At 66.1% G+C, this 25,403-nt stretch carries 23 protein-coding genes; 9 read left to right on the plus strand and 14 right to left on the minus strand.

Annotated features, from left to right (window positions below; genetic code table 11):
* Nucleotides 1-176 precede the first annotated feature (176 nt).
* The 7 genes from QRM60_RS15980 to QRM60_RS16010 form a co-directional block, all read right to left on the minus strand.
* Complete coding sequence (locus QRM60_RS15980; protein WP_285446591.1) at nt 177-1,487, minus strand: M1 family aminopeptidase; 1,311 nt, start codon at nt 1,485-1,487, stop codon at nt 177-179.
* 41 nt (nt 1,488-1,528) lie between these two features.
* A complete protein-coding gene (locus tag QRM60_RS15985; RefSeq protein ID WP_285446592.1) occupies nt 1,529-2,509 on the minus strand; it encodes an alpha/beta hydrolase-fold protein in 981 nt (326 codons plus the stop codon).
* A 108-nt stretch (nt 2,510-2,617) separates the two neighbouring features.
* Nucleotides 2,618-3,544, minus strand: a complete 927-nt coding sequence (locus QRM60_RS15990; protein ID WP_285446593.1) for a fatty acid desaturase family protein — start codon at nt 3,542-3,544, stop codon at nt 2,618-2,620.
* Nucleotides 3,541-4,695 carry a hypothetical protein gene (locus tag QRM60_RS15995; RefSeq protein WP_103701668.1) on the minus strand — a complete coding sequence of 385 codons (1,155 nt, stop codon included), beginning with the start codon at nt 4,693-4,695 and terminating at the stop codon, nt 3,541-3,543. The genes QRM60_RS15990 and QRM60_RS15995 overlap by 4 nt, the downstream gene beginning before the upstream one ends.
* Nucleotides 4,686-5,429, minus strand: coding sequence for a hypothetical protein (locus tag QRM60_RS16000; protein WP_285446594.1), 744 nt, complete (start codon nt 5,427-5,429; stop codon nt 4,686-4,688). Before QRM60_RS16000 ends, QRM60_RS15995 begins: the two co-directional genes overlap by 10 nt.
* Before the next feature lie 2 nt (nt 5,430-5,431).
* Nucleotides 5,432-6,445, minus strand: coding sequence for a glycosyltransferase family 2 protein (locus QRM60_RS16005; RefSeq protein WP_285446595.1), 1,014 nt, complete (start codon nt 6,443-6,445; stop codon nt 5,432-5,434).
* Between the two features lie 231 nt (nt 6,446-6,676).
* Entirely contained in the window at nt 6,677-7,303 is a 627-nt protein-coding gene (locus tag QRM60_RS16010; RefSeq protein WP_115556828.1) for a YiiX/YebB-like N1pC/P60 family cysteine hydrolase, read from the minus strand.
* A 307-nt stretch (nt 7,304-7,610) separates the two neighbouring features.
* Between QRM60_RS16010 and QRM60_RS16015 the strand changes: the two genes are divergently transcribed.
* Nucleotides 7,611-7,937 carry a DUF3817 domain-containing protein gene (locus QRM60_RS16015; RefSeq protein ID WP_161962812.1) on the plus strand — a complete coding sequence of 109 codons (327 nt, stop codon included), beginning with the start codon at nt 7,611-7,613 and terminating at the stop codon, nt 7,935-7,937.
* On the plus strand, nt 7,937-8,074 hold the full coding sequence (locus tag QRM60_RS16020; protein WP_016944768.1) for a hypothetical protein: 138 nt from the start codon (nt 7,937-7,939) through the stop codon (nt 8,072-8,074). Before QRM60_RS16015 ends, QRM60_RS16020 begins: the two co-directional genes overlap by 1 nt.
* Nucleotides 8,075-8,189: 115 nt before the next feature.
* On the opposite strand, the gene QRM60_RS16025 is transcribed toward QRM60_RS16020, so the two are convergent.
* Complete coding sequence (locus QRM60_RS16025; RefSeq protein ID WP_285446596.1) at nt 8,190-10,514, minus strand: S9 family peptidase; 2,325 nt, start codon at nt 10,512-10,514, stop codon at nt 8,190-8,192.
* A 159-nt stretch (nt 10,515-10,673) separates the two neighbouring features.
* Nucleotides 10,674-11,765, minus strand: a complete 1,092-nt coding sequence (locus QRM60_RS16030; protein WP_285446597.1) for a DUF1615 domain-containing protein — start codon at nt 11,763-11,765, stop codon at nt 10,674-10,676.
* 490 nt (nt 11,766-12,255) lie between these two features.
* Between QRM60_RS16030 and QRM60_RS16035 the strand changes: the two genes are divergently transcribed.
* The 3 genes from QRM60_RS16035 to QRM60_RS16045 all read left to right on the plus strand — a co-directional run bounded on the left by QRM60_RS16035 (nt 12,256) and on the right by QRM60_RS16045 (nt 16,302).
* The gene (locus QRM60_RS16035; RefSeq protein ID WP_285446598.1) at nt 12,256-14,136 is read left to right on the plus strand and encodes a GGDEF domain-containing protein; all 1,881 of its coding nucleotides are present in this window, start codon (nt 12,256-12,258) and stop codon (nt 14,134-14,136) included.
* A gap of 128 nt (nt 14,137-14,264) precedes the next feature.
* On the plus strand, nt 14,265-14,711 hold the full coding sequence (locus QRM60_RS16040) for an Rrf2 family transcriptional regulator (protein ID WP_285446599.1): 447 nt from the start codon (nt 14,265-14,267) through the stop codon (nt 14,709-14,711).
* Between the two features lie 691 nt (nt 14,712-15,402).
* Nucleotides 15,403-16,302 carry an NAD(P)/FAD-dependent oxidoreductase gene (locus QRM60_RS16045; protein ID WP_274347603.1) on the plus strand — a complete coding sequence of 300 codons (900 nt, stop codon included), beginning with the start codon at nt 15,403-15,405 and terminating at the stop codon, nt 16,300-16,302.
* A 356-nt stretch (nt 16,303-16,658) separates the two neighbouring features.
* On the opposite strand, the gene QRM60_RS16050 is transcribed toward QRM60_RS16045, so the two are convergent.
* A complete protein-coding gene (locus QRM60_RS16050; RefSeq protein WP_273674260.1) occupies nt 16,659-17,207 on the minus strand; it encodes a hypothetical protein in 549 nt (182 codons plus the stop codon).
* Between the two features lie 426 nt (nt 17,208-17,633).
* Between QRM60_RS16050 and QRM60_RS16055 the strand changes: the two genes are divergently transcribed.
* Complete coding sequence (locus tag QRM60_RS16055) at nt 17,634-17,861, plus strand: hypothetical protein (protein WP_225042761.1); 228 nt, start codon at nt 17,634-17,636, stop codon at nt 17,859-17,861.
* 189 nt (nt 17,862-18,050) lie between these two features.
* Here QRM60_RS16055 and QRM60_RS16060 read toward each other — a convergent pair whose 3' ends face one another.
* On the minus strand, nt 18,051-18,545 hold the full coding sequence (locus QRM60_RS16060; protein WP_228957098.1) for a hypothetical protein: 495 nt from the start codon (nt 18,543-18,545) through the stop codon (nt 18,051-18,053).
* A gap of 196 nt (nt 18,546-18,741) precedes the next feature.
* On the opposite strand from QRM60_RS16060, the gene QRM60_RS16065 reads away from it, so the two are divergent.
* A complete protein-coding gene (locus tag QRM60_RS16065) occupies nt 18,742-19,032 on the plus strand; it encodes a hypothetical protein (RefSeq protein ID WP_115571928.1) in 291 nt (96 codons plus the stop codon).
* A gap of 22 nt (nt 19,033-19,054) precedes the next feature.
* Here the strand turns inward: QRM60_RS16065 and QRM60_RS16070 are convergent, their stop codons facing one another.
* Entirely contained in the window at nt 19,055-19,969 is a 915-nt protein-coding gene (locus QRM60_RS16070; protein ID WP_343237656.1) for an MnmC family methyltransferase, read from the minus strand.
* 337 nt (nt 19,970-20,306) lie between these two features.
* Between QRM60_RS16070 and QRM60_RS16075 the strand changes: the two genes are divergently transcribed.
* A complete protein-coding gene (locus tag QRM60_RS16075; RefSeq protein WP_012437301.1) occupies nt 20,307-21,182 on the plus strand; it encodes a DMT family transporter in 876 nt (291 codons plus the stop codon).
* A 132-nt stretch (nt 21,183-21,314) separates the two neighbouring features.
* Here QRM60_RS16075 and QRM60_RS16080 read toward each other — a convergent pair whose 3' ends face one another.
* On the minus strand, nt 21,315-22,085 hold the full coding sequence (locus tag QRM60_RS16080) for a transporter substrate-binding domain-containing protein (RefSeq protein WP_285446601.1): 771 nt from the start codon (nt 22,083-22,085) through the stop codon (nt 21,315-21,317).
* A 172-nt stretch (nt 22,086-22,257) separates the two neighbouring features.
* On the opposite strand from QRM60_RS16080, the gene QRM60_RS16085 reads away from it, so the two are divergent.
* Nucleotides 22,258-22,482 carry a hypothetical protein gene (locus QRM60_RS16085; RefSeq protein ID WP_103701635.1) on the plus strand — a complete coding sequence of 75 codons (225 nt, stop codon included), beginning with the start codon at nt 22,258-22,260 and terminating at the stop codon, nt 22,480-22,482.
* A gap of 500 nt (nt 22,483-22,982) precedes the next feature.
* Here the strand turns inward: QRM60_RS16085 and QRM60_RS16090 are convergent, their stop codons facing one another.
* Nucleotides 22,983-24,755: an expansin EXLX1 family cellulose-binding protein gene (locus QRM60_RS16090; RefSeq protein ID WP_285446602.1), complete on the minus strand. Its 1,773-nt coding sequence runs from the start codon at nt 24,753-24,755 to the stop codon at nt 22,983-22,985.
* Nucleotides 24,756-25,403 lie beyond the last annotated feature (648 nt).

Genomic DNA, 25,403 nt, shown 5'->3' on the forward strand with positions numbered 1-25,403 from the left:
GCTGCGGAGAGAGCTGGCGCGTCGCGCAGCGCGCGCATCATACGCTGGCGGCACCGCACCACGTGGGTCAGCAGCGATGCAACGATCAAGACGCACTCTTACGCAGCAGCGCTACGCTGTTCCGCGCATGGCCATGCTGCGGAGCATGTGGTCTTGATGGTTTTGGCTGGCCGGGGTCAGTTAGTCGCTTCGTCGCCATACACCCACTGCGCGAACAGTGCTGAAAGATCGCGCCCGCTGGCGTGCTCCATTGCTCCCTGAAGATCGTGGCTGACGACGGTCCCGCCCACGTTCTTGCGGGTGTAACGGCGCATACCCGCCCAAAACGCCTGCTCGCCCAGCGTCTGCCGCAAGTGCGCCATGAACAGCGCGCCTTTGCTGTATTGCACGGCGCGGCGGATACGTAACGAGGGGTACTCACCTGACCAGGCCAGCGGTTTGTCGAAGCCGGCGTCGCGGGCGATGGCAAGCCGGCGGCGTGCTTCATCCAGCTCCTGCTGGTAGGCCGCCTCGCCGAAGGCGTGTTGCCTCCAGGCGGCGACCATGAATGTGGTGATGCCCTCGTTCAACCAGAAGTCTTGCCACGATGCGCAGGTGACAAGGTTTCCCCACCACTGATGCGCCATTTCGTGCGCGATGATCCATGACGAAGCGGGGTCTTCCTGCTCGTCCTGCAGTGCTTGCATGCCAATGAGCGAGAAGGTGGCCGCCTCCTGCGCCTCCTGTCCGGGCACAAGTAGCTGGGTGTAACGACCATCCGGGAGCGCTACGCCTGCTGCCTGCGCAAGAAATGCCGCAATGGAGGGTGTCTGTTGGAATGCGGCTGCCAGGTCCGCACCTTGACCTGCGCCATCGAGATAGACGAACGTCCCGGCCGTGGTTTTGGATGACTGCTGCGAGAAGGTGCCAACCGCAAAGCCGAACAGATAGGCCGAATACGGCCTGGTAGCGCGCCAGCGGTGCAGCACCAGGCCGTTCGGAAGCACCTTCTGGGGTAAGCCTGCGCCGATGCTCAACGTATCGATGCCGGCAGGCACGAACAGATCCAAGGCGAAAGACGCTTTTTGGCCGGGGCTGTCCTGCAGGCAGACCATCCAGTCGCACGCGAAGTAGCTGGTGTAGAAGCCACTGGCCGCGCGAACAACACCCTGCGCCGGCACACCGACGATCTTGAAGGTGAGCGACGCCCGGGCGCCCTTGGCAAGCGCGCTTGGCAACGCAAACGTGATGCCATCGGTGGTGCTGGTCACTGCGATCGGCTGACCATTTAGTTCTGCCGAGAGGATCTGCAGTGCATTAGGCGAGAACGTCAGCTGGGTGAGGTGTTCGGAGGTGCTGCGTAGACGAATGCGCTGCACGCCGGAAAGCGCGGTGGTGGTGAGATCCGGGCGCAGTTGCAGCTGATAGCCCTCGACCTCGAACCCTGCGCCTGGCAGTGTCGGCGCTGCCGCCATCAGCGAAGACGGTGCAAGTGCCAGCAGTGCCAACAGTGTAAGCAGGACCTTGTATCCAGTGAGTCCCCGATGTGTCACTTCTCGCTCCGATCAGCCGTCTTGATCCCGAGCAAGACCTTCAAGCCGTGGGTGGTGCCGCGTGGCCCGATGGTCAGGTGGTCCTCGTCATTGAGAACGTCCAGCGTGAGATGCAACGACGGATAGTGCCGCGCGCGCAGTGTCTGCGCCATGTTCTGTGTGTCGACGACCATGTCGTGATTCTGGTGGTAGCGCACTTGCTCGTACTCGCCAACGTATAGATAGACGAGCGCTGGCAGGTCTGTATGCGAGGCGGCAAAGGTTTTTTCCTGCGCCACCATCGCGTGCTCGCCATACCAATACGATGGACTGCCCAGGATGTAGCCGGCAAACATGTCCGGTGTGCTCAACAGGATCTGCGTGCCCAGCAGGCCACCGTACGAATGCCCGAGATACAGACGCCGCTGTTCGTCGGTTCGGTAGCGGCTGGCAACGAACGGCAGCACGCGATCGCGCAGGTAGCGGATGTAGTCGGCGCTCTTGCCATGGGTCGCAACCGGCGCCGCGCCTGGGCCATCTTCCGGTGTGGGCGTGTAATCGCGCCGCCGGCTGGGCATGGGCTCGTCGCCGACGGCGTAGGACAGGCCGACCAGGATGAAGTCCTCGATCGCCGGGCCTTCGCCATTCAAGCGCCGCGCGATCTGCTTGACCAGGGGGAACGCATAGTCGCCATCGGTGGCGTACAGCACCGGGTAGCGGCGTTGCGGATTGTCCGCATAGCCACGTGGCAGGGCGACGAAGACCTGATACGTGCGACCCGTTGCCGGGTCGGGCACGTCCCAGACCTCGCTGTCGACCATTTCATAGGGCTTGCCGCCGCCACGTTGCCCGCCCAACGGCGTGGCCTGTGCCGGCGCTGCAAGAGCCTGATTGGTGACTGCAGGTGCTGCTGCGGCGGGTGGCGCCTTGGCGGTGTTGTCGCACGCACTCAGCAACAGCACGACCAACCCGATCAATCCGATTCGATTCAAAGACATTCCCAGCCTAAAGTTGCGTGTGGTCCGTCGTGCGGACAGGGGGTGATGATTGCATGCGTGCAGATCATGAGCGGATCGCCAGCGCATGGCGTTGAGGAGGCTGCAGCGTCAACGCTGATCGTCATCAGGCGCGCCCCGGCTCACCTCCCTGAGTACGGCGCCGTAGCCATGGTAGAGATTCGCGGTGGGCAGCTGGTTTTGCGCGTGCATCCAGCGATGCAAGGCCGGCAGTTGGTAGAACGGCACGCGCACATGCTGGTGGTGTTCGATGTGGTAGTGGATGCCATGCGGGCCGCAGAAAAAGGTTTGCCAGCTGCGTGCGACGATGGTGCGCGCGCTGTGCCGCTGGTCCTCGCAGGCGGCGTAGCCGGCATGCTCGGTGATGGCGCGGATGCGGGCGAACAGCTGCAGCAGCGTCAGCGCCGGCAGCAGCCATAGGCCGAGGTACAGCAGCGGGTGGCCAAGCGCGGCGAGAACCCCGAACAGCAGCCCGTTGCTGAGCAGGATCGTGCCGGCAACCAACCCCGCGCGCTGCGGCACGGTAGGGGTGCGCGTACTGGCTGGTTGTGTGCTGCGCCTGCGCAGTGCATCGCGGATGGTGAGTACGTAGCCGATGCCGGTCACATCGCGGAGCAATCGCAGCGCCAGCTCACGGCGCGAGACAGGGTAGTCGGCAATGCCGAACATGATGGCCACCGGATCATCCGGTGACATCGGTGCCCGGTGATGTTGCAAATGCCCTTGCCGGTAGGCGAACAGCGACAGGAACAGCGGGCCGGCGGCCAGTGCCTGCGCGACCACGTCATTACGTGATTGGTGATGCGCCAGCAGGCGGTGGGCGCCCTCGTGCATCATCACCGCGAGCGCAAGCTGGGTGCGGGCAATCACCACGATCGCCAACGCATACACCGCCGGATGCGGATACAGCATGGCGGCGCCAAAGCACAGCGCGATCACGGCCCAGTCGGCGGCCAGTGCCATGCCGCTGCGCCAGGGCTGCAGACGGGCAAGCGTGATCGGCACCGTGGCGCTCATGCGTGCTGCCCGGTGGCTGTGAGTGCCACCCACGCGTGTGCAGGTGCGCCGCGTGCCAAGGCCAGGATCAGGCTGACCCACAGCTGCAGGCGCTGTGGCGCATCCAGCGTAGATGCGTCGTGCCCGGCGACGGGCGGGGTTGTGCGCAGCGCGTCGCAGGCGTGGTGGATGGCATGCGCAAAGGCGTCTGCATCGCCGGTCCACGCTACGATTTGATGCGCCAGGCCGCAGGTTGCGGCATGCGCGGCATTGCGTTGTTGCTCCGGCTGCCCGGTGACGATCAGCAGGATGGGCCGCCGGTACACCTGCGCAATCGATAGCGCGGCCATGCCGGGCGCCGAGATCAGCAGCGTGCTGGTTGCGGCGTGGTCGATCCACTGTGGGTGGTCGGCCTGCCAGCCGGGGCGCTGCGCATAGCCCTCGCCGACACACAGGCTGCCCAATCCGGCGCGTCTCAGTCCTAGCTCCAGTGCCTGCGCGAGCGCGGGGTCGCGGAAGTGCGGGTTGAGATAGACCGCGGCCATTGGCGCCGTAGTGGTGGTAGATGGGGATGCAATCGCTACCGGCGTTGGCAGCCGCACGCGTCGTCCGCTGGCCTGCGGTTGGGCTTGCGCGAAGTCGTGTTCCAGTTGCGCGGCGGCGCGGTCGATCTGCCAGCCGATGGCGCGTGAGAACAGCGCAGCCAGCACGCGCGGCAGCCGGCCTTGGAAATTGCCCTGCAGGGCGGCGCGCAAGCTGCCGCCATAGATGTGCACGATCTTGTGCCGCCAGACCGGCAGCATGCCCATCACCAGCAGCGCCGGATGGAAGGAATCGTTGAGGACCAGGTCGACCTCACGCAGTCGCCGCTGCAGTTGCAGGACATCGCGCAGCAGCCGCGCCGGATGCAGCAAATAGGCGGCCACGTTGGCATCGGTGGCGGCCGCGCGCATGTTCTGGCGCGCATCGAACTGCACCGCGTAATGCGGCGACAACACGCTCGCCTGGATGCCAAACGTATGGAGGAACTGTGCGCCGGCTGCCGAGGTGGTGATGACCTCGACCGCGGCACCCTGCGCCTGCAACGCATGCGTCAGCAGCTGTGCGCGCATCAGGTGGCCGCGTGCGTCGGCGGTGGCCAGATACAGCAGGCGCGGGCGCTTCAACGCCACAGGTAAGCCCGTACACGCAGCACCACACCGGCGGTATACATGCCGAGCGCACCACTGATGCCGAATGCACGGTCGATCCGCCGCACCTTCGCCAGCAGTGCCTGCAGCGCTGCCTGCTCATCTGCAGACACCAGCCGCTGCAGGATCCTCTGGCACTGTTGCACGTGGCGTTGCTCATCGCCGAGCACGCGCGTGAGCAGCGGCTGCAGCGCGTGGCCGTCAGGCAACACGCCGCAGTGCCGCTGCAAGACGCGCGACGCCATCTGTTCGGCGCACAGCCCGATTGCAAACGCAGGCACCAGCAGGCCCTGCCGGAATCCACCCGCATGATGTGTTGCCAGCCGATGCCACTGCGCAATCTTGCGCCGGCTCAGGGCATCGGGCTGCGCGGAGGGCCGTGCGGCACCGCGTGCGGCCAATGCGGCGGCGAACGCCTGCGCGTGCCATTGTTCTTCCTGCAGATGCTGGTCCATCAGCGGCACCAGCCACGCAGGCCGCTGCACCGGCACCTCGCGCTGCAAGGCCAGCTCGGTGGCTTCTTCGCCAACCAGATACATCCGCAACAGCAGGCACTCGCCGGCGACGCTGGCATGCAGCTGACGTAATGCGGCCGCCTTGATTCGATCGACCAGCCACGCCTGGGTGCGCGCCCAGCCACGCAGGGGCGGGGGCTGCAGCGCCAGGAGCGGCACGCCGCCAGCGGTGCCGGGGTCAGCTGGCAGCGCGCTACTCACCGCTAGGAGTGGTGGTAAGACAGTGCCTGCGCATCGGCGCGGCGGCGGCGCCAGCCCAAGCCGGCGGCCAGGCTGCCGAGCATGTCCACCGCGGAGAACGCGGCGATCAGTGCCAGCGCGGCGCCCCGGCGCAGCCCGCGGACGGGCGGCAGATCCTGCGTGTTCAAGGCGCGCGCGCTGAACCACAGGCGCGATGCCAGCACGCACAGCGGCCCGACCGGCCCGCTGCGCGCCAGCCAGTGCAGCGATGCCGGTAGATACGCCTTGACCAGGTGCGGGGTCAGGCCCAGCGTGTCCTGGCCGCGCCACCAGCGCAACTGCAATGCTTCGCGACGGGTGTCGGGCAGCTTGTGCACCGTGTGCGCACGGGGTGCGTAGTGCACCGCGATGCCGCAGGCCTGCAGATGCAGCCCCAGCACCTGGCAATGCGCGCGGTACACGCCATCCAATGGCTGGTAGGCATGCGCGGCGAAGATCTCGCGCCGGAACACCACGTTGTTCGCATAGAAATTGCGCGTGGCCTGCCGCTGCAAGGGGCTGGGGAAATACATGAAATCCAGCGTGGTCAGTGCGGTGCCCACCAGCGTGGCGGCGTAGCTGGTGCGCCCGGCAACCGCTGCCAGCTGCGGCTGTGTGCTGAAGGGCAGCAACAGTTCGGCCAACCAGTCCGCCGCCGGCAGGCAGTCGGCATCGGCAAAGATCACGTAGTCGCACAGCGCCGGATCGGTGGCGGCAAAGCCACTGTTCTTCGCCTCGTAATAGCCGGTAGTGGGCGCAATGCGGACAAAGGTCACCGGCCGCCCGGCGATGCCGCTGAGCGCGGCGCAGGCGGTCTCGCTCAGGCCGTCGTGGGTCACGATCAGCTGCGCCAGCGCCGTGAGCGGAACCGTTTGCGCGGCCAGTGCTGCCACTGCGCGCTGCAGGCTCTCCAGCACAGCGTTGTGTGCTGCGTCGCCACCGCGCAGGTTGTTGGTCTCCAGGACCAGGGCGCAGCGCGGTGCAATCGGCGTGGACATCGTACGGATCCCTGTGACGTCGTGATCTCCCGGCAGCTGCGCCGTTGGACTGATCGCAGATGCCATCAAGTGCCGAGAGTTGCGCGACTATACCGGGAAAGCACGGGTTGGGACGGCAGGCGGGTCCCGGTACCCGATAACACGGCGTTCAACGTGCAGCCTGGTGTGCAAGTGGCGGCGATGCAGAGCGTGCCGCATCAGTGCGACCGCAACGGTCGCACTGCGGTCAGCTCAATCCAGTGGCCCAAGCGCCTGTAACGCTGATGCGCGCGCCATATCGTTGGGGTTGGTGCCGGGCAGGCCTTGTGGCACGTCCATGCCCTTGCTGCGGTAAAACTCTGTCCAATACGCGGACATCTGCCCGCTCTGCGGATTCTTAAAGTTCATCGGCTGCAGCGCGAAGACCTGATGCGCGCGGAAGGCGCGCTCGATGAAGTCCGAGCAGTAGTAGCTGTTGTCGTCCTGCACGTAGGTCAGGTTATAGGGCTTGCCGAGCATGCGCCGCGCCTGTGCGATGGCATCGGGAATCGCCGCACGCTGCGCGACGTTGAGCCGGTACACGAAGATCTGCCGCTGTTTGGCACGCGCCTGCTGGATGAAGTCGGCAAGCGGTTGCTGGCGCGAGCCTTCCTCGTCGGCATGCAGCACCACGCGCGCGCGGCCGTCATGGGCCACCAGGCCCACATGATCGAAGCTCGGTGCGCCATGGGTGGCGGTGGCATCGTCGATGGCGCCGCTCAGGCCGGTGCGCGCGGCGGTGACGAACAGCAGATCACCATCGTGCAGCCGCACGGCCAGCGCCGATGTCGGCAGCAAGGCCAGCAGGAGCAGGGACAACAACAGCCGGAACGTGTGCATGTGTGGATGCTTGGCGGTGGCAGGACGTGCCGATTATGGACAACAACGCCTGTCTCGGCGCGTATGCCGAGGAAGGCGCAGCCCGGGGGCGAGGGCAGCGGCCGTTGGCCGCGTGGTGCACGCAGCGAGGCGTCTGCTCCGCTGGCGATCGGGAGTTCCAGCCGCAGCGGCTTGCAAGAAGCCTTGGCTTGCCATGGATCGCAACAACAAATCCCAAGCCTGTCCCGTGTTTTGTAGACTATGCAGGCCAGCGGGCGTCGCCGTCGCCATCGTGTCGCGGCATTGCCTTGGTCGCCTGGAGTGTTGCATGCGTTCGTCTGCTGCGTTGTCGCCGATCGGCCGGCTGTTTGCCGTGGCCGCGCTGATCGAAGGAATCACCTGGGCCGGTCTGCTGATCGGCATGTGGCTCAAATATGGCCTGCAGACCACCGAGACGGTGGTCTGGCTGTTTGGCCGCCTGCACGGCGGTGCCTTTCTGTTGTATGTGGTGGTGAGCGTGCTGGCCGCGCTGCGGCTGCGTTGGCCGTGGTGGGCCTGGGCGCTGAGCCTGCTGGCCGCACTGCCGCCACTGGTGACGGTGCCGTTGGAACTTTGGTTCCGGCGCATTGGTTTGTTGGGTGTGCGGATGCGTTGATGCGGTTCGTCAGCGAGAGAGTGCGTTTCCCCAACGAAAGCCACGGCTTCTACACCGAAGCGCATCGGCGTGAGTACTACACGCGCTTGCTGGCGTTCTTGAGCAAGCAGCTGGGTGGCAGCACTGCGGACCAGTAGCTGCGCTGGTCATCGGTGGCGCGGCGCAGACGTGAGTGCAGTACGAGCACCGGCGCCATCGCGCAACGCATGAACCATCTGCGTCGCGCGATGACACCAGCTGCGACTGGTGTGCTCAGTGCTTCGGCACTGGCTGCATCTGGTACTGCGCCGGCGGCGGAGCACCGAGCAGATACTGCACGAAGTAGTCCCAACGGCGGCGGGTGACATACGGGGTCAGGTCGCCATAGCCATGCTTGGCATTGGGCAGCATCAGCATGTCGAAGTTCTTGTTGGCCTTGATCAGCGCGTCGGCCACCAGCAGGGTCAGATACGGCGGCACGTTGTCGTCGAGCGTGCCATGCACCAGCATCAGCCGGCCTTGCAGCTTGCTTGCATGGGTCGCATTGGCCTGGTCGTCGTAATTGGAGGTGCCGTCTTTGTTGACGATGTGCTCGCCGTGGTACTTCTCGGCCCAGTCGTCTTCGTAGCCGCGGTTGTCGTGGTTGCCGCTTTCCGACCAGGCCACCTTGAACAGTTCGGGGTAGCGCAGCATCGCGCCGGTGGACGCATTGCCGCCACCGGAGTGGCCCCAGATGCCGACGCGGGTGGTGTCGAACCACGGGTAGCGCTGGCCGAGTTCCTTCACCGCAGCCACCTGGTCGGGCAGGGTGTTGTCGCCCATGTTGGCGTACCAGGTGTCGTGGAAGGTCTTGGAGCGCCAGGGTGTGCCCATGCCGTCGATGGCAATGACGATGAAGCCCAGTTCCGCCAGCGATTGATTGTCGCCATGGCCGGCGTAGAAGCCGCGCCCGCGCACCGAGCCGGTCTGCGGGCCGGGGTAGATGTAATCGATCACCGGATATTTGCGTGCCGGATCGAAGTGGGTGGGCTTGAACAGTAAGCCGTACAAGGTGGTCTTGCCGTCGCGCGCTTTCACCGTGATCGGTTCCGGCGGGACCCAGCCGGCGGCCTTCAGGCGGGTGATGTCGGCGGTGGCGACGGTGCTGAGCGTGCGCCCATCGGCTGCGTCGCGCAGCACGCTGACCGGTGGGGTGAGCGTGGTGGAATAGGTGTCGACGAAGCTCGCGCCATCGGGTGAGAGTGCAATGCTGTGATCGGCCACTTCCGGCGTCAGCAGCACTGGTGCGCCGCCGTCCAGGCTCACCTTCCACAGTTGCTGGTAGTACGGGTCCACGCCCGGCACCTTGCCCACGCCGACAAACCACGCGGTACGGCTCACCGGGTCCACGCGCAGCAACTCGGTGACATTGCCTTCGCCGCTGGTGATCGCGCGTTTGGGCTTGCCGGTCTGCAGGTCGTACAGATACAGCTGGCCCCAGTCGCTGCGTTCGGAGAACCACACCGCTTCGTTGCTGCCGGGCAGATAGGCCCAGTTCGCCGCGACCTGGCCGCTTTCGTGATAGGTCTTGGCGGTTTCGTCGAAGGCGGTACGCACCGCGCCGGTACTGGCGTCGGCAATGCGCAGCCACACCTGCTTGTGGAAGCGCGAGGTGGAGGCGAACGCCAGGGTCTTGCTGTCCGGCGCCCACTTCACGTCGTCCCACAGGCCCGGCGAGCAGCTCACGTCATCGCACAGGGTGGAGCGGTGCTGGTCCGGTGGCAGCTTCAGGCGCACCACGCTGGCGGTGGGCACGTCGATGATGACGCGCTCGATCATGGTCACGTCCTTGTCGCCGGCCAGCGGGTATTTCCACGACTGCAGTTCCGGATGCCCAAGCTTGGTGCTGACCAGATACATGTCGCCGGTCTTGCGCTGGTCCTGCTGGAAGGTGGCGATCTTGCGCGAGTCCGGCGACCACGCAACGATGGCGTTATCGCTGTGCTGCCAGCCGGCATTGTCGGTGGCGTAGCCGAAGTTTTCCACGCCATCGCGGGTCAGCTGGGTCTCCTTGCCGGTGGCCAGCTCACGCACCCACAGGTTCCAGTTGCGGATGAAGGCCTCGCGGGTCTTGTCGGGCGAAAGCACGCCCGGTTCGGCCTTGTCGCTGGTGTAGACCTTGCTGCAGGCGGCGCGCGCATCGCAGATCACGTCGGTGTCGCGGATCTCGAAACGGTAGCGGCCATCGGCGGTGAGGCGGACCTTGGGCGCGAGCGTGGCGGCCTTGAGCGGTTTGTCGCCGGTCTTGAGCAAGCTGTTGAGCGCGGTGGCCAGCCGGGCAGGCTTGAACAGTGGCGCGGTCTTGCCGGTGGCGGTGTCCAGCTGCAGCAGGCGGTCGCCCTTGGCGTCATGGTCCACATACACCACATGCGTGGGGTCCAGCCAGGTCACCTGCGTGGCGGCGTGGTCCACCAGCGGCTGCGCCAGATAGCTGACCAGGCGTTCGGCGCGCGCGTAATCGGCGGCGGTCACGCTGGGCGCCTGCGCGCTGGCCAGTGCGGGCAGCAGGGCAACGGCCAGGGCGGTGAGCAGGTGGCGCATCGGCAACGGAGTGGGCATGTGGACCTCATCAAAAGGAGCGCGCCGAGCAGAGTGGCGCAACCCGGCAATGCTACGTGCGCGGGCAGGGCCTGCGACCCTGCCATACGTCGTGCTTTGCCACGGCGCGCAGCTGCGGGCGTGGTGCCAGACGCGCCGCGTGCCGCGCAGCGGGTGCTGCTACTTGGCCATGCAGCGCTTCCAACGGTCGTTGACGCGTTGGGCAAACCAGGCGGTGGTGAGGGTGCGGGTGATCTTGGGGCTCTCCAGGGTGATGCCCGGTAGCACCGCGCGTGGCAGCGCCGCGCGGCCGTCGCGCTCGGCCAGCGCGAAGACCTGGCGATACAGCGGGCTGTCGTCGAAATCGGCGCGGTTGCCGTCTTCGAGCGCGGCGCGGATCTGGCGGTCAGTCATGCCCAGCTGGCTGGCCAGCGCCCGCGCGGCGCGTTCGGTGCCGCCGGGTGCGTCCAGGCCGGCGCCCGGGGTGAGCAGGTCGCCATCCAGTGCCAGCGCGATGCCGCTGGCCTTGCTCAGCGCAGCCTGGAACGCGGCATTGCGGCTGGCGTACCAACCGGCATTGAAGTCGGCAAAGCGGTACAGCAGCGCGTCGTAGCTGGCGGGGTAGCCCAGCAAATGCCGGGTGCCGAACCACAGCCCGCCGCGGCGGCTGAATACCTCATGCCGGATGGAGTCGTCAGGCGGGTAGGGGTAGCGGTCGGCATGCTGCTCGGCGAAGGCGATGCTCACCTGCATCGGCCCGCCGGTGCGCACCGGATTGAGCCCGCCAAACAAACGCCCACCCAGCGGCACGCTGCCGGCGAAGTCTTCGAAGATGCCGCTCAGCTCCTGCTCGGTGCGCGCAGCTGCAATGCGGGTGGCATAGCTGCGGCCATCGGGCGAGGTGATGCGCAGCGCGGCATCGACCATGAAGCCGGGCAGGTGGTGGGCGCTGGCGCGGCGGTCGATCTCCGCGCGCGAAATCTTGCCCAGGTTCGGCACTGGCGGATTGGCCTGATAGGTGGACTCCTGCTCGGTGACCGCCAGCACCGCACAGATGTGTTCGAGCGTGGTGGCGATGTCCTGCGAGGCGAGCGCCACGTAGACGTCGCTGGCCCAGCCGGCGCGGTCGCTGAGCGATGCCGGCAGGCGGCGTGCGATATCGGCCTGCACGGCCTGTGGCGAACGTTGCGGCACGCGGGGCGCCTGCGTCGCACAGGCCGACAACAGGGCGAGCACGCCAAGCGCCAACAGGCGCGGGATCGAACGGGTCACGGCGTCTCCGGGAAAGGCGGGTGGTACTGCCGGTTGGCAGTTTACGTGGCGCGGTGTTGGCGGGCTGCGGAGGGCAGATGGCGGTCGTGTGCACGGCTTGCGGATTACATGGCGTGGTTCACCGGGACAGCGCGTTTGCTATGGCCATATGGCCTGTCACACGGGCGCCGATGGCCGCGGCGATGCGCTGCGTGCGGGGACAGGTGCAGGACCGGCGCGCGCCACAGCTCGAGCGGCGCTTCGTAGAACACGCATCGTAGAGCACGCATCGCTGCCACGTTCAGCGGGCGTCATTCAAGACCCTGGCCATACGGCCGATAACGAGCTCGACCATCTGCGCGATTGCCTGGTCGGGCACTGCGCGCGACTGCAGCATCGGTTCCATCAGCTAAGACGGAGGACTGCGCCATGCCACAGCAATCAGTACCTCCTCACCAGGGCCACCTGCGTGCCACGGCCGCGATGCCATGGTGATCGCGATGCGTGTGCGATGAAGCGTCAGCGCACGGCGTGGTGGCTCCCGCATCTGTGCACTGCACTGCTGTGGGTCAGTGGCGCTGCCTGGAGCCAGCCGCAACCCTGGGCCACGACCGAAGCCATGCTGCTCGACGACCCCACCGCCGCCCTGCAGGCCACCGAACGGCAGCTGCGCCAGGCACGTGCAAGCGGGCAAGCCGATGCTACGTTCTGGGCGGCCTTGGCACAGGCGCGGGTGCTGATTTCGCTGGAAGACAGTGCACGCCGCAAACAGGCGCTGACGCAGGCACGCGACGTGCTGGGCCAGCTGCATGGCAGCGGCGCACAGGCGCGGCTGTGGCTGGACACGGTGCAGGCACTGAGCGATGTGCGTGAAAACCCCAATCGCTCCATGGTGGCGCGCCTGGAAGAGTTGCGCCGGCAGGCGCGCGCGCTGGGCCGCCGTGACCTGCTGTGCGAAATCGACGCGGTGGACATGTGGAGCATGCTCGCATCGGGCAGCAGCGATGAGGCCTGGAATGCCGCGCAGGCCAGCTACCAATGTGCGGTGCGCGAAGGATCGCTGTCGCTGGAGCTGGATGCGCTGACACAGCTCGGTTCACTGGCCAGCCGCGTGGGCGGGCGCACCGCCAAGGAAAACGAAGCCGAAGCATATCTGCTGCGCGCATTGGCGCGCCTGGGTGACCTGCCGGCACGCTTCCAGCGCAGCCTGATCGAATACGAATACGGTGCCTCGTTGGCGCTGCAGCAGCCGGACGCGGCGTTGGTGCATTTCCGCCGCGCACTGGCCTTGAGTCGCGCGCTGGGCGATCAGGCCGGCGTGGCAGCGGCACTGACCAGTGCCAGCGAAGCCTTGATCGATACCGGCGATGCCGCCGCGGCGCTGGTCACCGCCAACGAAGCGCTGCCGCTGATGCAGGCGCAGGGCAACATCGGCCGCGTCGCGGCCTGCCACGCGGTGTTGTTGAAGGCGATGACCGCGCTGAAGGACGCGCGCCTGGGCGAGGAGATCGCCGCGGCCAGGCGCGCCGATGGCCCGCGGCTGGCATCGAGCCGCCGTGTGGACCTGGCCGATGCCATTGCCGCGGCGCTGGCCTCGATGGGCCAACACGCGCAGGCCTATGCCGAACTGCAACGTGCCAATGCCTTGCGTGAGCGCAGCCAGGAAGGCCAGCGCGACACCGTGATGCTGCGGCTGCAGGCGCGCTACGAAGATGCACGCCGCAGTGCGGAAACCGCGGAATTGCGCCGCCGCAGCGAAACCGCGCAGTTGGCGCTGCAGGCGCGCGAAGCTGGTCAGCGCACTTTGTGGATCGCGCTGTGTGCGGCCTGCCTGTTGCTGATCGCCGCGCTGGTGGTGGTGGCGGTGGGCTGGCGCCATCGCCGCCAGCTCTCCACCCTGGCCATGCGCGACGAACTGACCGGCCTGCCCAACCGTCGCGCGATCCGCACCGAGGCGCAGCAGCAGATCGAGCATGCGCTGCGTACGCGCACCTCCTGCATGCTGGCCTTGATCGACCTGGACCACTTCAAGCAGATCAACGACGTGCACGGCCATGCCACCGGCGACGCGGTGCTCAAGGCGCTGGCTGCCGCGTCCCGGCGCGCCCTGCGCGAGCGCGACCAGCTCGGCCGGTTGGGCGGCGAGGAATTTCTGCTGGTGTTGCCCGGCTGCACCGCTGACGAAATCGGCAACGTGTTCGCGCGTCTGCGCAGTGCGGTCGCGGCGATTGCCATCGCGGGCCTGCCGGCAGATGCGCCGGTGCGCTTCTGCCTGGGCGCGGTGCGCGTCACCCCGGCGACCGGGCTGGACGTGCTGCTGAGTCAGGCCGACCTGGCGCTGTACGCCGCCAAGACCGCCGGCCGCGACCAATGGGCCGTGTACGGCGCGTAGCGCAAGTGCGCGCGCTGGTGGAGTGCGACAATGGCGCCGCGCTGCGGCACACTTTGCGCGCGGCGCTGCCGCTCCTCCTGCCTGCTCAGCGATGCCATTCCGTGCGAACCGATAGCCGCCTTTCCCGCATGCTGCATGTGCTGTTGCACATGGCCAGAAGTGCGCAGCCGATGACCTCCGAACAGATCGCCCGCATGCTGTCGACCAATGCGGTGGTGGTGCGGCGGACCATGGCCGGCCTGCGCGAGGCCGGTTACGTGCAATCGTCCAAGGGCCACCACGGCGGCTGGCAGTTGGCGCGCGATCTCGCCCAGGTCACATTGCTGGATGTGCACCGCGCTGTCGGTGGCCCGCATCTGTTCGCGATCGGCACCGACCAGGACCACCCGCAATGCGGTGTGGAGCGTGTGGTCAATGCCGCCATCGCCGACGCGCTCACCGCCGCCGAAACCTTGCTGTTGGAGCGCCTGGGAACGGTGACCCTGGCGGACTTGGCCAATGACTTCGATGCCTTGTGCAAGACCGCCACACCCGTGCAAGCCGCGGGAAAAGCCAAGCGCGTACGGCGCGATTGAGCGGTTCGGCAGCGCCGGTGGCCTTGTGGTGGGTGCGCTCGGTTGCTGGGATCCTCGCTTGCCAGCGATGGTTGACTGATCTGTCTGCTTGCGTGCAGCCTGATGCTGCTTCAACGCAATGAGTAGTTCATCGCTGCGCTTCGAATGAGGTGACGGGCGACGCATGCACTTGTGGTCTCTGTAAGCCTTGCTCATCGCAGTGCTACGCATTGCAGGCAATCACGCGGCAGGCTGCACGCTGTACGTGGCGCGGTGTTGGCCATGTGATCAGCGCGGTGCGCGTAATCGCCTCGCAACCTCCGCAATCTCGCAGTGCTTAGCGTTGCAGGGCATGACAGATTGACGCCGTGGATCACCAGCTCGCCGGCACGCGCGTTGAGGTTGGTCACGTGCTGCACCGCCTTGATCATCCACGAATCGCGCCCGTTGCCGGCGTCGCCCAGTACCTTGAAGCCATAGAGCTGCGTCCCCGGCTGGCTTCACTCCAGGCTGTCGCCCTGCAGTGGCCATACGATCAACACGGCACGCACAGTCGCTTCAAGTGCTGACTCCAGTCTCGACAACAGCGCAGCCGCTGAGCTCGCTGATAAGCGCATGCACAATCACATAGCCCTCCGGTAACCGCTTGAACCGCTGCCCCAATCATGTAACATCCAAAAGTACATAAAGAAGCAAAAGGCAAGGCAGCGCAATGCACTACGACGTGATCATCATCGGTGGCAGCTACGCGGGACTCTCGGCCGGCTTGCAGCTCGCGCGTGCACGCCGCCGCATTCTGGTGGTGGACAGTGGTCTGCGCCGCAATCGCTTTGCCGCAACCTCGCATGGTTTTTTGAGCCGCGACGGCGAGTCGCCTGCGCAGATTGCCGCGCACGGGCGCACGCAGGTGCGCGCGTATCCCGATGTGCACTGGGCCGATGCCGAGGTGACGCAGGTGGACGGCACCGCAGAGGCATTCCGCGTGACGCTTGGCAATGGTGGGGCCCACACGGCGCGCCGTCTCATCATTGCCACGGGTGTGGTGGACCGCCTGCCGGATATCCCGGGCCTGGCCGAACGCTGGGGCAAGCAGATCTTCGTTTGCCCGTATTGCCATGGCTACGAACTGGAGCAGGGACAAATTGGCGTGCTGGCCACTTCTGCGTTTGCGGTGCACCAGGCCGCGATGCTGCAGGATTGGGGCGCCACCCGCTTGTTCTTGAACGACGCGCTGGCCTTGGACGCCACGCAGAACGCCCAACTACAGGCACGCGGCGTGACCCTGGTGCCAGGCGCGGTGGCCCGCATCCAGGGCGACGACGCGCAGGTGGAGGTGGTGCTGCGCGATGGGCAAACCACACAATTGGACGGCCTGTTCATCACCACGCAAACCCACATCAGCCCTGTGGTGACGGCAATGGGGTGCGCCCTGGCGGACGGGCCACTGGGCAGCCATGTAGCGGTGGATGCAATGCAGGCGACTTCGGTTCCCGGGGTCTTTGCATGCGGCGACATTGCCAGCCCCGCAGCCTCGGTGACCTTCGCGGTGGCTAGCGGTGCCATGGCCGGCGTGGCTGCGCATCGCTCGCTGATCTTTGGCTTGCCGGCGTGAACTGAGCTGGCGCGGTGACCGCGAAGCGGCGAAGAGAGAACTCGCGCGCGTAATCGGTGTTATCGCCGCCATTTTGCACCGGATCCAGCTAATGAATGTTGGTCGGCGGTAACAGCCATGTACCGCGATCTATGCCGAAGCGTGCGCTCGCCCTCTGCATTTACTGACGAGTGCGCGCAGCATTGCGTCAGCCGCTGCAGTGGTTTGCGAATCGCCCGCAGCAACACCGTTGCGTCTGCGCATCGGCCGCATACAAATACGCCCGGTGCAGGGAGATCGGCAGCAAACCGTAGTGTCTGCCGATCTCCCTGCACCGGGCGCGTGGAGACGACTGCAGTGCGCAGTCGTCTCTGCTGTTACTGCTGCACTTCCTGGAACGGCACGTTATGTTCCTTGGAATACGCGCGCTGCGCCGTGTTCAGGGCCTGAATGTCGGCCACCAGGCCGTTGGCGGTGGTCTGCAGCTGCTTGCCCAGCGGTGCCAGGGTCTCGTTGGTGTAGCCATCCGGCAACGCGGCAATCTGCTCCATCGCGGCCATGGTGGCGTCGGCGCTCTTGAGGGTGGCGACCAGCTTGGCATCCAGCTCCTTGGCGTTATCGGGCACGCCCGAGGCCATCATCGTGTTGGCCTGCGTATTGGCGGCCAGGGCCTTGCGCTGGCCGGCCAGTGCAATCTTGTACTGCTCCAGCGGCTTGTGCGCGATGGCATCGGCCATCAGCGACTGCCCGCGCTCGCCCGACACCCATGGGTCGACGATTTGGACCACGCCGTTCCAGACCGAGATGTTATGCAGGAGATAGTCGCTGGAGGACATCTTGGCGGCGCCGCTGGCGAGATCGCTTCCGCCACAGGCAGACAGCAGCAGGCTGAAAGAAAGCACGACAAACGCGGTGAAAGTCTTCAAAGCAGAGTCCTTGGTACGGGTTTTCCGCGGCAGGGCCGCAGCGAACAGGAGAACACCAAGGAAGCGCCAACGGCCTGCAGCATCGCGACCGATGCGGACGATCTTCCTTGATACGAAGCAGCGCTTGGGTCCATCCCGCGATGCGGGTGCGCTACGGCATGGAGTATAGCGGCCGTCGTCAGATGCATGCGGCATTGCCCGCTCAAGCGCGATCTGCACGCGCTCAATCCTGCATCGCGTGCTGTGCGGCAGGCACCGGTATTGGCAGCGTGGATCTGTGCGTAGCGGTGCGTGCATGCGACATCGGTAAACTGGCGAACTATTCGTTGCAGTGGCACTACGTTGAAACCACCCCGTCGCCGTGCAGTTGTACCAGCACCCAACTCACGCAAGGAGCGCATCGCGGCGGTGCTGCAAGGTGCGGGCATGCTACTGGTGGCCGCAGCCTGCTGCATGCGGCTGGCGCTGCTGGTCGAGGCCGTGGTGAAGGGGCGTTATGTCAGCGTCATCCGTGGGCGGCCGACACGCATCTTCCTGCTGGAGGCGGATCCGCAGCGTTACTGGATCGCCATTGGCTGGGATGCGGCGTTGACAGGTGGCTTGCTGGTGCTGCTGCTGGTGATCGCCCGCATGTGGTGGCTGCAGCGGCGCTGATGCCGCGTTTAGCGCACTGTTGTGCAACGGTGCGTCTTGCGCATGGCAGCGCCCTACCAGCACAGCGCATTAACGCAGTGCTGTTCTGAGACGTTGCGTGCGTTGCGCATTCCTGCGCGGTATGGCGCTGCATCAAGCTCATCGCCGTGAGGGTCAAGCGCCATCACGGCCGCAGTTCGGCCGCCCCGCTCAGCGTGTGGGCTGCCCTGCCGCTGGCTTCTTCGGTTTGAGATTCGGCCAGGTGTCGTAGCCGTAGACGAAGTTCTTCTGGTCGGTGCCCTCGGTGGGGTCGCAGCGTGGCGAACTTCCGCTAGCGGCGATGCCGGGTTCCAGCTTTCCGCCCACATCGCGCACGGCCTGCGCGGCGTAGTCGCAGATCGGGCCGTCGGTTGCCACGTTCCAATCGGTGCGCGTACTTGGCTTGGCATGCTGGATCAACACGATTGGCGTGCCGTTGAATACATGCACTTGTGCAGCGTGATCGCGCCCGGTGCTGAAATAGCAGGGTGCCGGAATGCCCAGCGGCAGTCTCTCGGCATCGCGCTGGATCACGCATTGCCCATCGCGTTCGCCCAACTGCAGGACCCGGCCCGCCAGGGTGGCGGTGGTCACCGGATGGCGCGTGGTCACCGGTGACGATGCGGCGGCGGGAGTCTGTGCGTCTGCCGGCAGGCAGGCAAGCATCAAACCGAGTGCGAGGGTGCTGGCGGCAACTGGCAGGCGCATGCAACGTCCGTGTCGATGGCGCCGCAGTATGGCAGATGCGCTGGCTGCTCCTTCCTTTAGATCATCCAGCCCAGGGATGCAGCAGCCCAAGCGTTGGGCAATGCGCCTGCATTGCTAGACTCCCGGCACTGCAAACGGAGCGCACCGCGTGGAGATGGAAACCCTGAAGGCCGCGCGGCGGCCGCCGGTGTTCGGTGGGCTGTCGTTGCTGGCGGTGCCGGTGGGTGGTGGTGTCGGGATCATCGCCGCCGCCGGCTACGGCGGCTACGGCGCGGCGATTGCCGGGCTGATGGTCGCGGTCTGCGTGGCGGCCGTCATCGGGCTGGCGTGCCTGATGCTGTCGCGGCTCAACAACGAGCGCTATGTGCCGCTCGCATGGGCCGGTGCGGTGCTCAGCGTCATTCCCGGCGTGATGCTGCTGGTCCTCATCGTGCTGCGAGGTTGACGCTGATTGCATCAGGCCTGCATCACCGCCGTGGCGGCAGCACCGCCAGCACGCCATCGAGCGCCAGCTGGGTGCGAAACCCGGCCTTGCTCAGCCGCTTGCTCACTTCGTTGGGCACGTCGCGGCCGCTGGTGAGCTTGTTGGGCGCGCCGGTGTAATGGAACAGGCGCCCCCCCGGACGCAGCACGCGCGCCAGCTGGTCGTAGAACACTTGCGAATACAGCTCCCCGGCAATGCCGAAGCGTGGCGGGTCGTGCAGGATGGCATCGAATGCTGCATCGGCCAGCGTGGTGATGTGCTGCGCCACATCGCCATGGGTCAGGTGCAGGCGGCCGGCCGCTGCTGCCGCGTCCGGATCCGGCGACCAGGGGTTGAGCGTGCGCAGCCACAGCACGTCGGCGTTCTTTTCGAACGACTGCAGCTGCGCCACGCCGGCCTCCAGGCAGCAGGCCGCGAAGTAGCCGAGGCCGCCGCAGGTGTCGAGCACGGTCTTGCCGCGCGGCTCCACCAGCGCCACCTTGCGTTGCGCATCCTCGAACGGCGAGAGCTGCGCGGAGGGCAGCATCTTGATGCCATCGATCTCGAAGGTGGGTGCGCCCCAATCGGTGGGCACCAGCTTGATCAAGCTGCTGCCGAAGCGCGAGATGGGTTCGAAGTCGTCGCCATCCCAGAAATACAGCGTGCGGTCCTTGAGCTTGCCCGGATACGGGTAACCCTTGCCCCGCCACTGCCAGGTCTGCGCATCGAGCTCGGCGGTGGCCGTGGTGCGGCCCAGGTCCAGCGAGCCGGTCCAGCGTGGGTGGCCGTGGTCGCGCGCGGCAAGCAGGGCGAGGGCGTCGGAGCGGGTCAGCAGGGGGCCGGAGTAATGGGACACGATGACGGGTCTGCACCGGGCCGCGCCACACGCACGACCAGGCTGAAGGGGAGGGACCGGCATCGTACCTGAGCCATTGCGCCGTGGCATCGGGACAATGCGTGCGTGCTGGCGGCCGTTGTGCTGGCGTAGCGCTGTCGGCTTGGCCACCCTTGAGTGCGCGCGGCCGACGACCCGGTACGCAAGATGCGCTTGTGCACTGCGTGGCATGCACTTTTTCGCAGCGGCAGCGCTCCGCAAGCGGGCCGCTGGGCCAACAAACCGCCGTGTCGCTGCTATCGCGGTACTGCCGTGCCCGGATTCACCGCGCGCCAATTCCGCTTGAGCGCATCGCACCGCATACTTGGCCATGCCGGCATCGACACCGCGTCGGATGCAGCGCCACTGCGGAGTGCGGTCCATGCTGAAGGGTGTGTTGTTGGGGTTTGCGTGCTACGCGGCCTATTCGATCAGCGATGCGTTTGTGAAGCTGCTGGAAGGTACGCTGCCGGCCTATGAAGTGCTGTGCCTGGGCGCGTTGCTGATGCTGGTAGCGGTGCCGTTCCTGAAGAAGCCCGAAGACCGCTTGCGCGAGCTGGTGATGGCCAAGCAGCCGGCGCTGTGGCTGTTGCGCGCGCTGACCGGCGCCATCGGCAACCTGACCTCGGTGATCGCCTTCACTACCTTGCCGATGGCCGAAGCGTTCGCGCTGATCTTTCTGATGCCGATCTTTGTCACGGTGCTGTCGGTGGTGTTCCTCAAGGAGGAAGTGCGCTGGCGGCGCTGGTCGGCGGTGATCGTCGGCTTTATCGGTGTGCTGATCGTGCTGCGGCCGGGCTTCCGCCACCTCACCCATGGACATGTGGCCGCGATCGTGTGTGGCCTGGTCGGTGCGATTTCGGTGATCACCTTGCGCATGGCCGGGCACAGCGAAAAACGCCTCACCCTGTACGGTGCCGGCGTGATCGGCCCGCTGGTGATGGGCGCGATCTTGATGCTGCCGACCTTCGTGTGGCCCACGCTCTACCAATGGGGACTGCTGGCGGGCTACGGCCTGTTGGCGGGTCTGGCGGCGATCTGCCTGATGTACGCCACGCGCATGGCCCCGGTCAGCGTGGTGGCGCCCACCCAGTACAGCCAGATGCTGTGGGCGATCGCCTTCGGCTACCTGTTGTTCCACGACCACCTGGATTGGCCGATGGCGGTTGGCATCGCACTGATCCTGGGCGCGGGGCTGTTCACCCTGGTGCGCGAGGAGCAGGTGTCGCGTTGGTGGAGACGCACCAAGATTGTGTGAGGTGCGGCGTGTAGCGCTGCGGGAATGGGGAGTCGGGAATCGGGAATGGTAAAAGCGCTGCGCCGGACGGTCAGCGCCAGCAGTTGCCTTTGCGATTCCCCATTCCCCATTCCCGACATCACAGCGTGGTCGTCAGCGCCCCCGCCAGTGCTCGACGATGCGCGCATAGTCGCCACTGGCCTTGCTCAGGTGCAGCCATTGATCCACGTACGCCTTCCATGCCGCGTCGTCGCGCGGGAGCAGGAAGGCTTTCTCGCTGTATTGCAGGGGCTGCTCGGGTGCGACCGCGCACAGGCCGGGCAGGCGCACCTGCTGGAATGTGGCCTCGGAGGCGTCGGTAATCATCACGTCGGCGCGGCCCTGCCGGAGTTCTTCGAAGATGGTGGTGTTGTCTGCAAACAACCGCAGGTTCGCCTGCGGCAGCTGGCGCCGTGCGAACGCCTCATTGGTGCCGCCGGGCGGTTCGATCACACGCACCTCCGGGCGATTGATCTGGGCGACGCTGCGATAGCGCGCCTGATCGGCGCAGCGCACCAGCGGAATCTTGCCGTCGACATCCAGCACGCTGCTGAAACTGGCCTGGCGCTGCCGTTGCAAGGTCACCGAAATGCCGCCCACCGCCAGGTCGCAGCGATCGGCCAGCAGGTCGTGCATCAGCTGTGGCCAACTGGTACGGACGAACTGCACCCGCGCATCCAGGCTGTCTGCCAACGCCTGTGCCAGCGCGATATCGCTGCCCTCGAACTGCCCATCGGCGCGCAACAGCGAATACGGGCGGTAGTCGCCGGTGGTGCAGACGCGCAGCACGCCGGCGCGCACCACCGCATCCAGGCGCGAGGCCGGTGCTGCTGCCGTAGCGGTGCCGCACAGGAGCAGCAGCATGATCAGAAGACGTGGGCGCATGACAGCGGCCTGGAGGGCGGAGCCCCATGATAGCCACTGGCCCGCAGGCAACCACAGCGCAGCGCTGCGCACTCACCGTCAACGGCATGTCAGCGCCCACGCGCTGCGGCTCACGGCCTGCTAGCGCTGCGCACCCTAGCGTCGGGTACAGGTTCCCAGCCGGAGATGTCGCATGATCCTGTATTCGCTAAACATCGATCCGCCCGCGTCGGTTGTCTCGCAGTTTCGCTTGCACGGCACGCCGGGGCCGCAACGCGACGACGAGTTGCCGCCCTCGAACGACCCCTCGCCACGGCGCGGCGGTATCGATGATGAAGTGGGCGATCTCGACAACCCCGAGGACGATGACGATCAGGCATTGCCCGGGCGTGTTGGTGGTGGTCTGGCGGGTGGTTGATGCACGTGGAGTCGCACCGGCGGACACTACGCGAGTAGACGCCGGTGCGACGTTGTATAGAGGCCGCCCGTCACCCGCGGCCAGAGGCGGGATAAGTAACAGCATGAGCTCATTGCTGCTTACAACAGCGCCAGTTGGCGCATGCCGCTTCGCCGGTATTGCCGACGATTTACGGTGTTCCAATCGAGCCGCCAAGTGCCGGCCACACGCGCGCAACTGCGTAAGGCTGGCTCGCTGAAGCTGATAACAATGCGTCTCCGGCATTGCGTGAGTGAAGCGCTTGCATGCACAGCAAATTGCGCTGCGAGCGCCGTTGCGCGCGGGTCTTGTAGTGAAAGCGAACCGCACGCACCGGATTGATCGCAGCGAGATCAACGAGGGGCCTCAATCAAACGGCGCTCGTTGCTCTAAAAAAGCCAACGACTAAAAAAGCCAACGACTAAAAAAGCCAACGACCGTTAACAATCCAACCATCAGTGCAGGCCAACCACCTGTCCGCGCTACGGAAACTGCACATGCCCCGGTTCGAAATACGCCGGCTTGCTGCCGTCCTCCGGTAGGCGTGGCAAGGTATCGGTGAGGACCTTGCCGCGAATGTCGGTGATGCGCAGGGTTAGCGGTTGGTCGCCCAGCTGCTCGCCCAGGAAGTGGTTGTAGTCCATCTTCTGCAGGTTCTTCCAGGAGCTGCCTTGCTTCACTTCCAGCTTCACCACCGGATAGGCGTGGTTGCGCACCTGGATCGCCGCCCACCAGCGTGAGCTGCCTTCCTTGATGCGGTATTGCAGGTTGCCGGTGACCGGCGCGCGCACCACTTTCCAGCTGATCGGGATGCGCCCCTGCACCATGTCGCCGATCGCCGCGAACGCGTTGTGCGATAGATCCAGGCCGCCGGATGCGCCTTCCGGATACAGGTCGGTCACGTAGACCGTGGTGGTGCCCTTGGGGCCGGTCACCTGCAGGTACGCGCCGGCCAGGGCAGCCTTGACGCCACCGAAGTTCAGTTGCACCGGGTTGAGTGCGGTGATGAAGGCGGTGCTGGGGATGGGATCGAGCAGCAATGCGCCGCCCGAATAGCCCGAGCCGGTGTAGGTCGCCGTACCGCTGAAGGTGCTGTCCCAGCCGGTCGCCTTACTCGCATCGGCTGCGCTCGCGCGCTTGGCGGACGCGGTTGCGGGCAGGGCCGTCGACACGCCCCACGCACGGTGCAGCACCTGCAGTTTGTCGGCGCGCGGCGTGCCATCGCGGGCGAGCAGGCCGCCGTTGTTCGCATCGCCGATCTCCCAACTGCCGAGAAACGCGCTGCGCAGGCCGGTGGTATCCAGATAAGTGCTCAGCGCCTGTTGCCAGGCAGGGTCGCGCGGGTCGCCATCGCCCAGCCCGCCGCCCGTGCTGACCGGCAGCACGGCATGCGTGGCAACCAGCGTGCCGAAATCGCGCTGCCATGTGGCGGCTAGTGCATCGGGGAAATCGCGTGCTGCGAACGCCTCGGCCGCATCGCGGTCGGGCCCGGCCAGTTTGGGCATCAACACCAGGTTGGCAGCCGCAATGCGCGGCGGCACGCAAGCCAGCGGTTGCAGGTTGCTGCCAGGCGCCTTGCGCGCGGTGTCACTGCACACCGCGTTGCTGCCAACACCTTCCACGCCGATGACCCAGCGCGGCGCGTGTTGCAGCACCGCTGCCGCCGCGCGTGTGGCAACGCGGTTCCAGTCACTTGCAGGTGGATTGCCTGCCCACGTGGCGTTGCGGTACCCGCTACTACCCAGGTCGACGCCGATCACGCCGGTGTTGGCGCGGTAGCGCTGTGCGAGCATGCTCAGGCCGCGTGTCCAGGTTGCCGTGTCTGCACCCAGCTGCGGTGCCTGGTCATCGCATCCGCCATTGGCGAACGCCAACATCACCTGCATGCCACGCTGCGTGCTTGCACGGACCACCGCGTCCAGCGCCTGCAGCGCGGTGGCACCGCGCAATGTCGGCTCGCCGGCCACATCACGCGCGGCCAGTGGCTGGGCCTGCAGCGATGCGGGGCAGACCGGGATGCGGAGCGCATTGATTTGCGCGGCCTGCATCTGATCAAGTGCCTGCTGCAGCGTGGTGTCCTGCAAGCCACGCGCCACATGCGATGCGCCATCAAAGCCAGGCCAGGTCACGCCGCGTAGCTGCACTGCGTGGCCGCTGTTGTCGCGCAGCTGTCCGTGAGCGTCGACCTGGATGGCGCAGGCAACGACCGGGGCCAGTGCTACGCATGCGACCAGCCACTGAGCACGTGGATTCATGGAACTCTCCTGAGGATTGGGCCCGCGCAGGAGACCAGCTATCGCCTCGGCGGTCCGTGCGCGCAGTCAAGGAAGCGGGCAGGAGCATGCGCGGTGTGCCGAATGAAACAACGGCCTGCGACGCGCATCGCCTTTCGTCTGCGGTGGTGTCGTCGCTCTCCTGGTTGCAGGTTTCAGTGATCGTCGCCGGTGCATCGACATGGCGAGCATCGAATCGATACCAGCATCTGCGCAAGGCATCGTGTGCAACGACAGCTGCGCGTCATGCTGCTCGCCCCGTACGGGCCGCGACTGTGCGCTGCCGATCCGGACTGACACGCAAGGTGGGGCAGAAAGTTGCAGGTGCAAGTTATGTCGTCGCGCCATGGTCGTGTCGAAGCTCAGAGCGATAATGATGCAGGTCCATCGGTCGGCGCCGCATTGCGAAGCAAGCAAACAGCGTGTCATTCAGCCGCGAGCCCTCACCCGGGGCATCTTGAGTAACGCCCTTGCACGCCGCAACGCCGGCTAGCACTCACTCACCTCGCGTCATCCACTCTCGGTCATTGCCACCAACGGAGCCACGCCGCAAAACCACAGCGCCACTAGCCATGGCATAGGAAACGCACGCACCAAGCATTAGCGAATGCTGCGTTGCGTCCCTCGCGC

Source organism: Xanthomonas sp. fls2-241-TYG-148 (genome assembly GCF_030208815.1).
Lineage (GTDB): Bacteria > Pseudomonadota > Gammaproteobacteria > Xanthomonadales > Xanthomonadaceae > Xanthomonas > Xanthomonas campestris.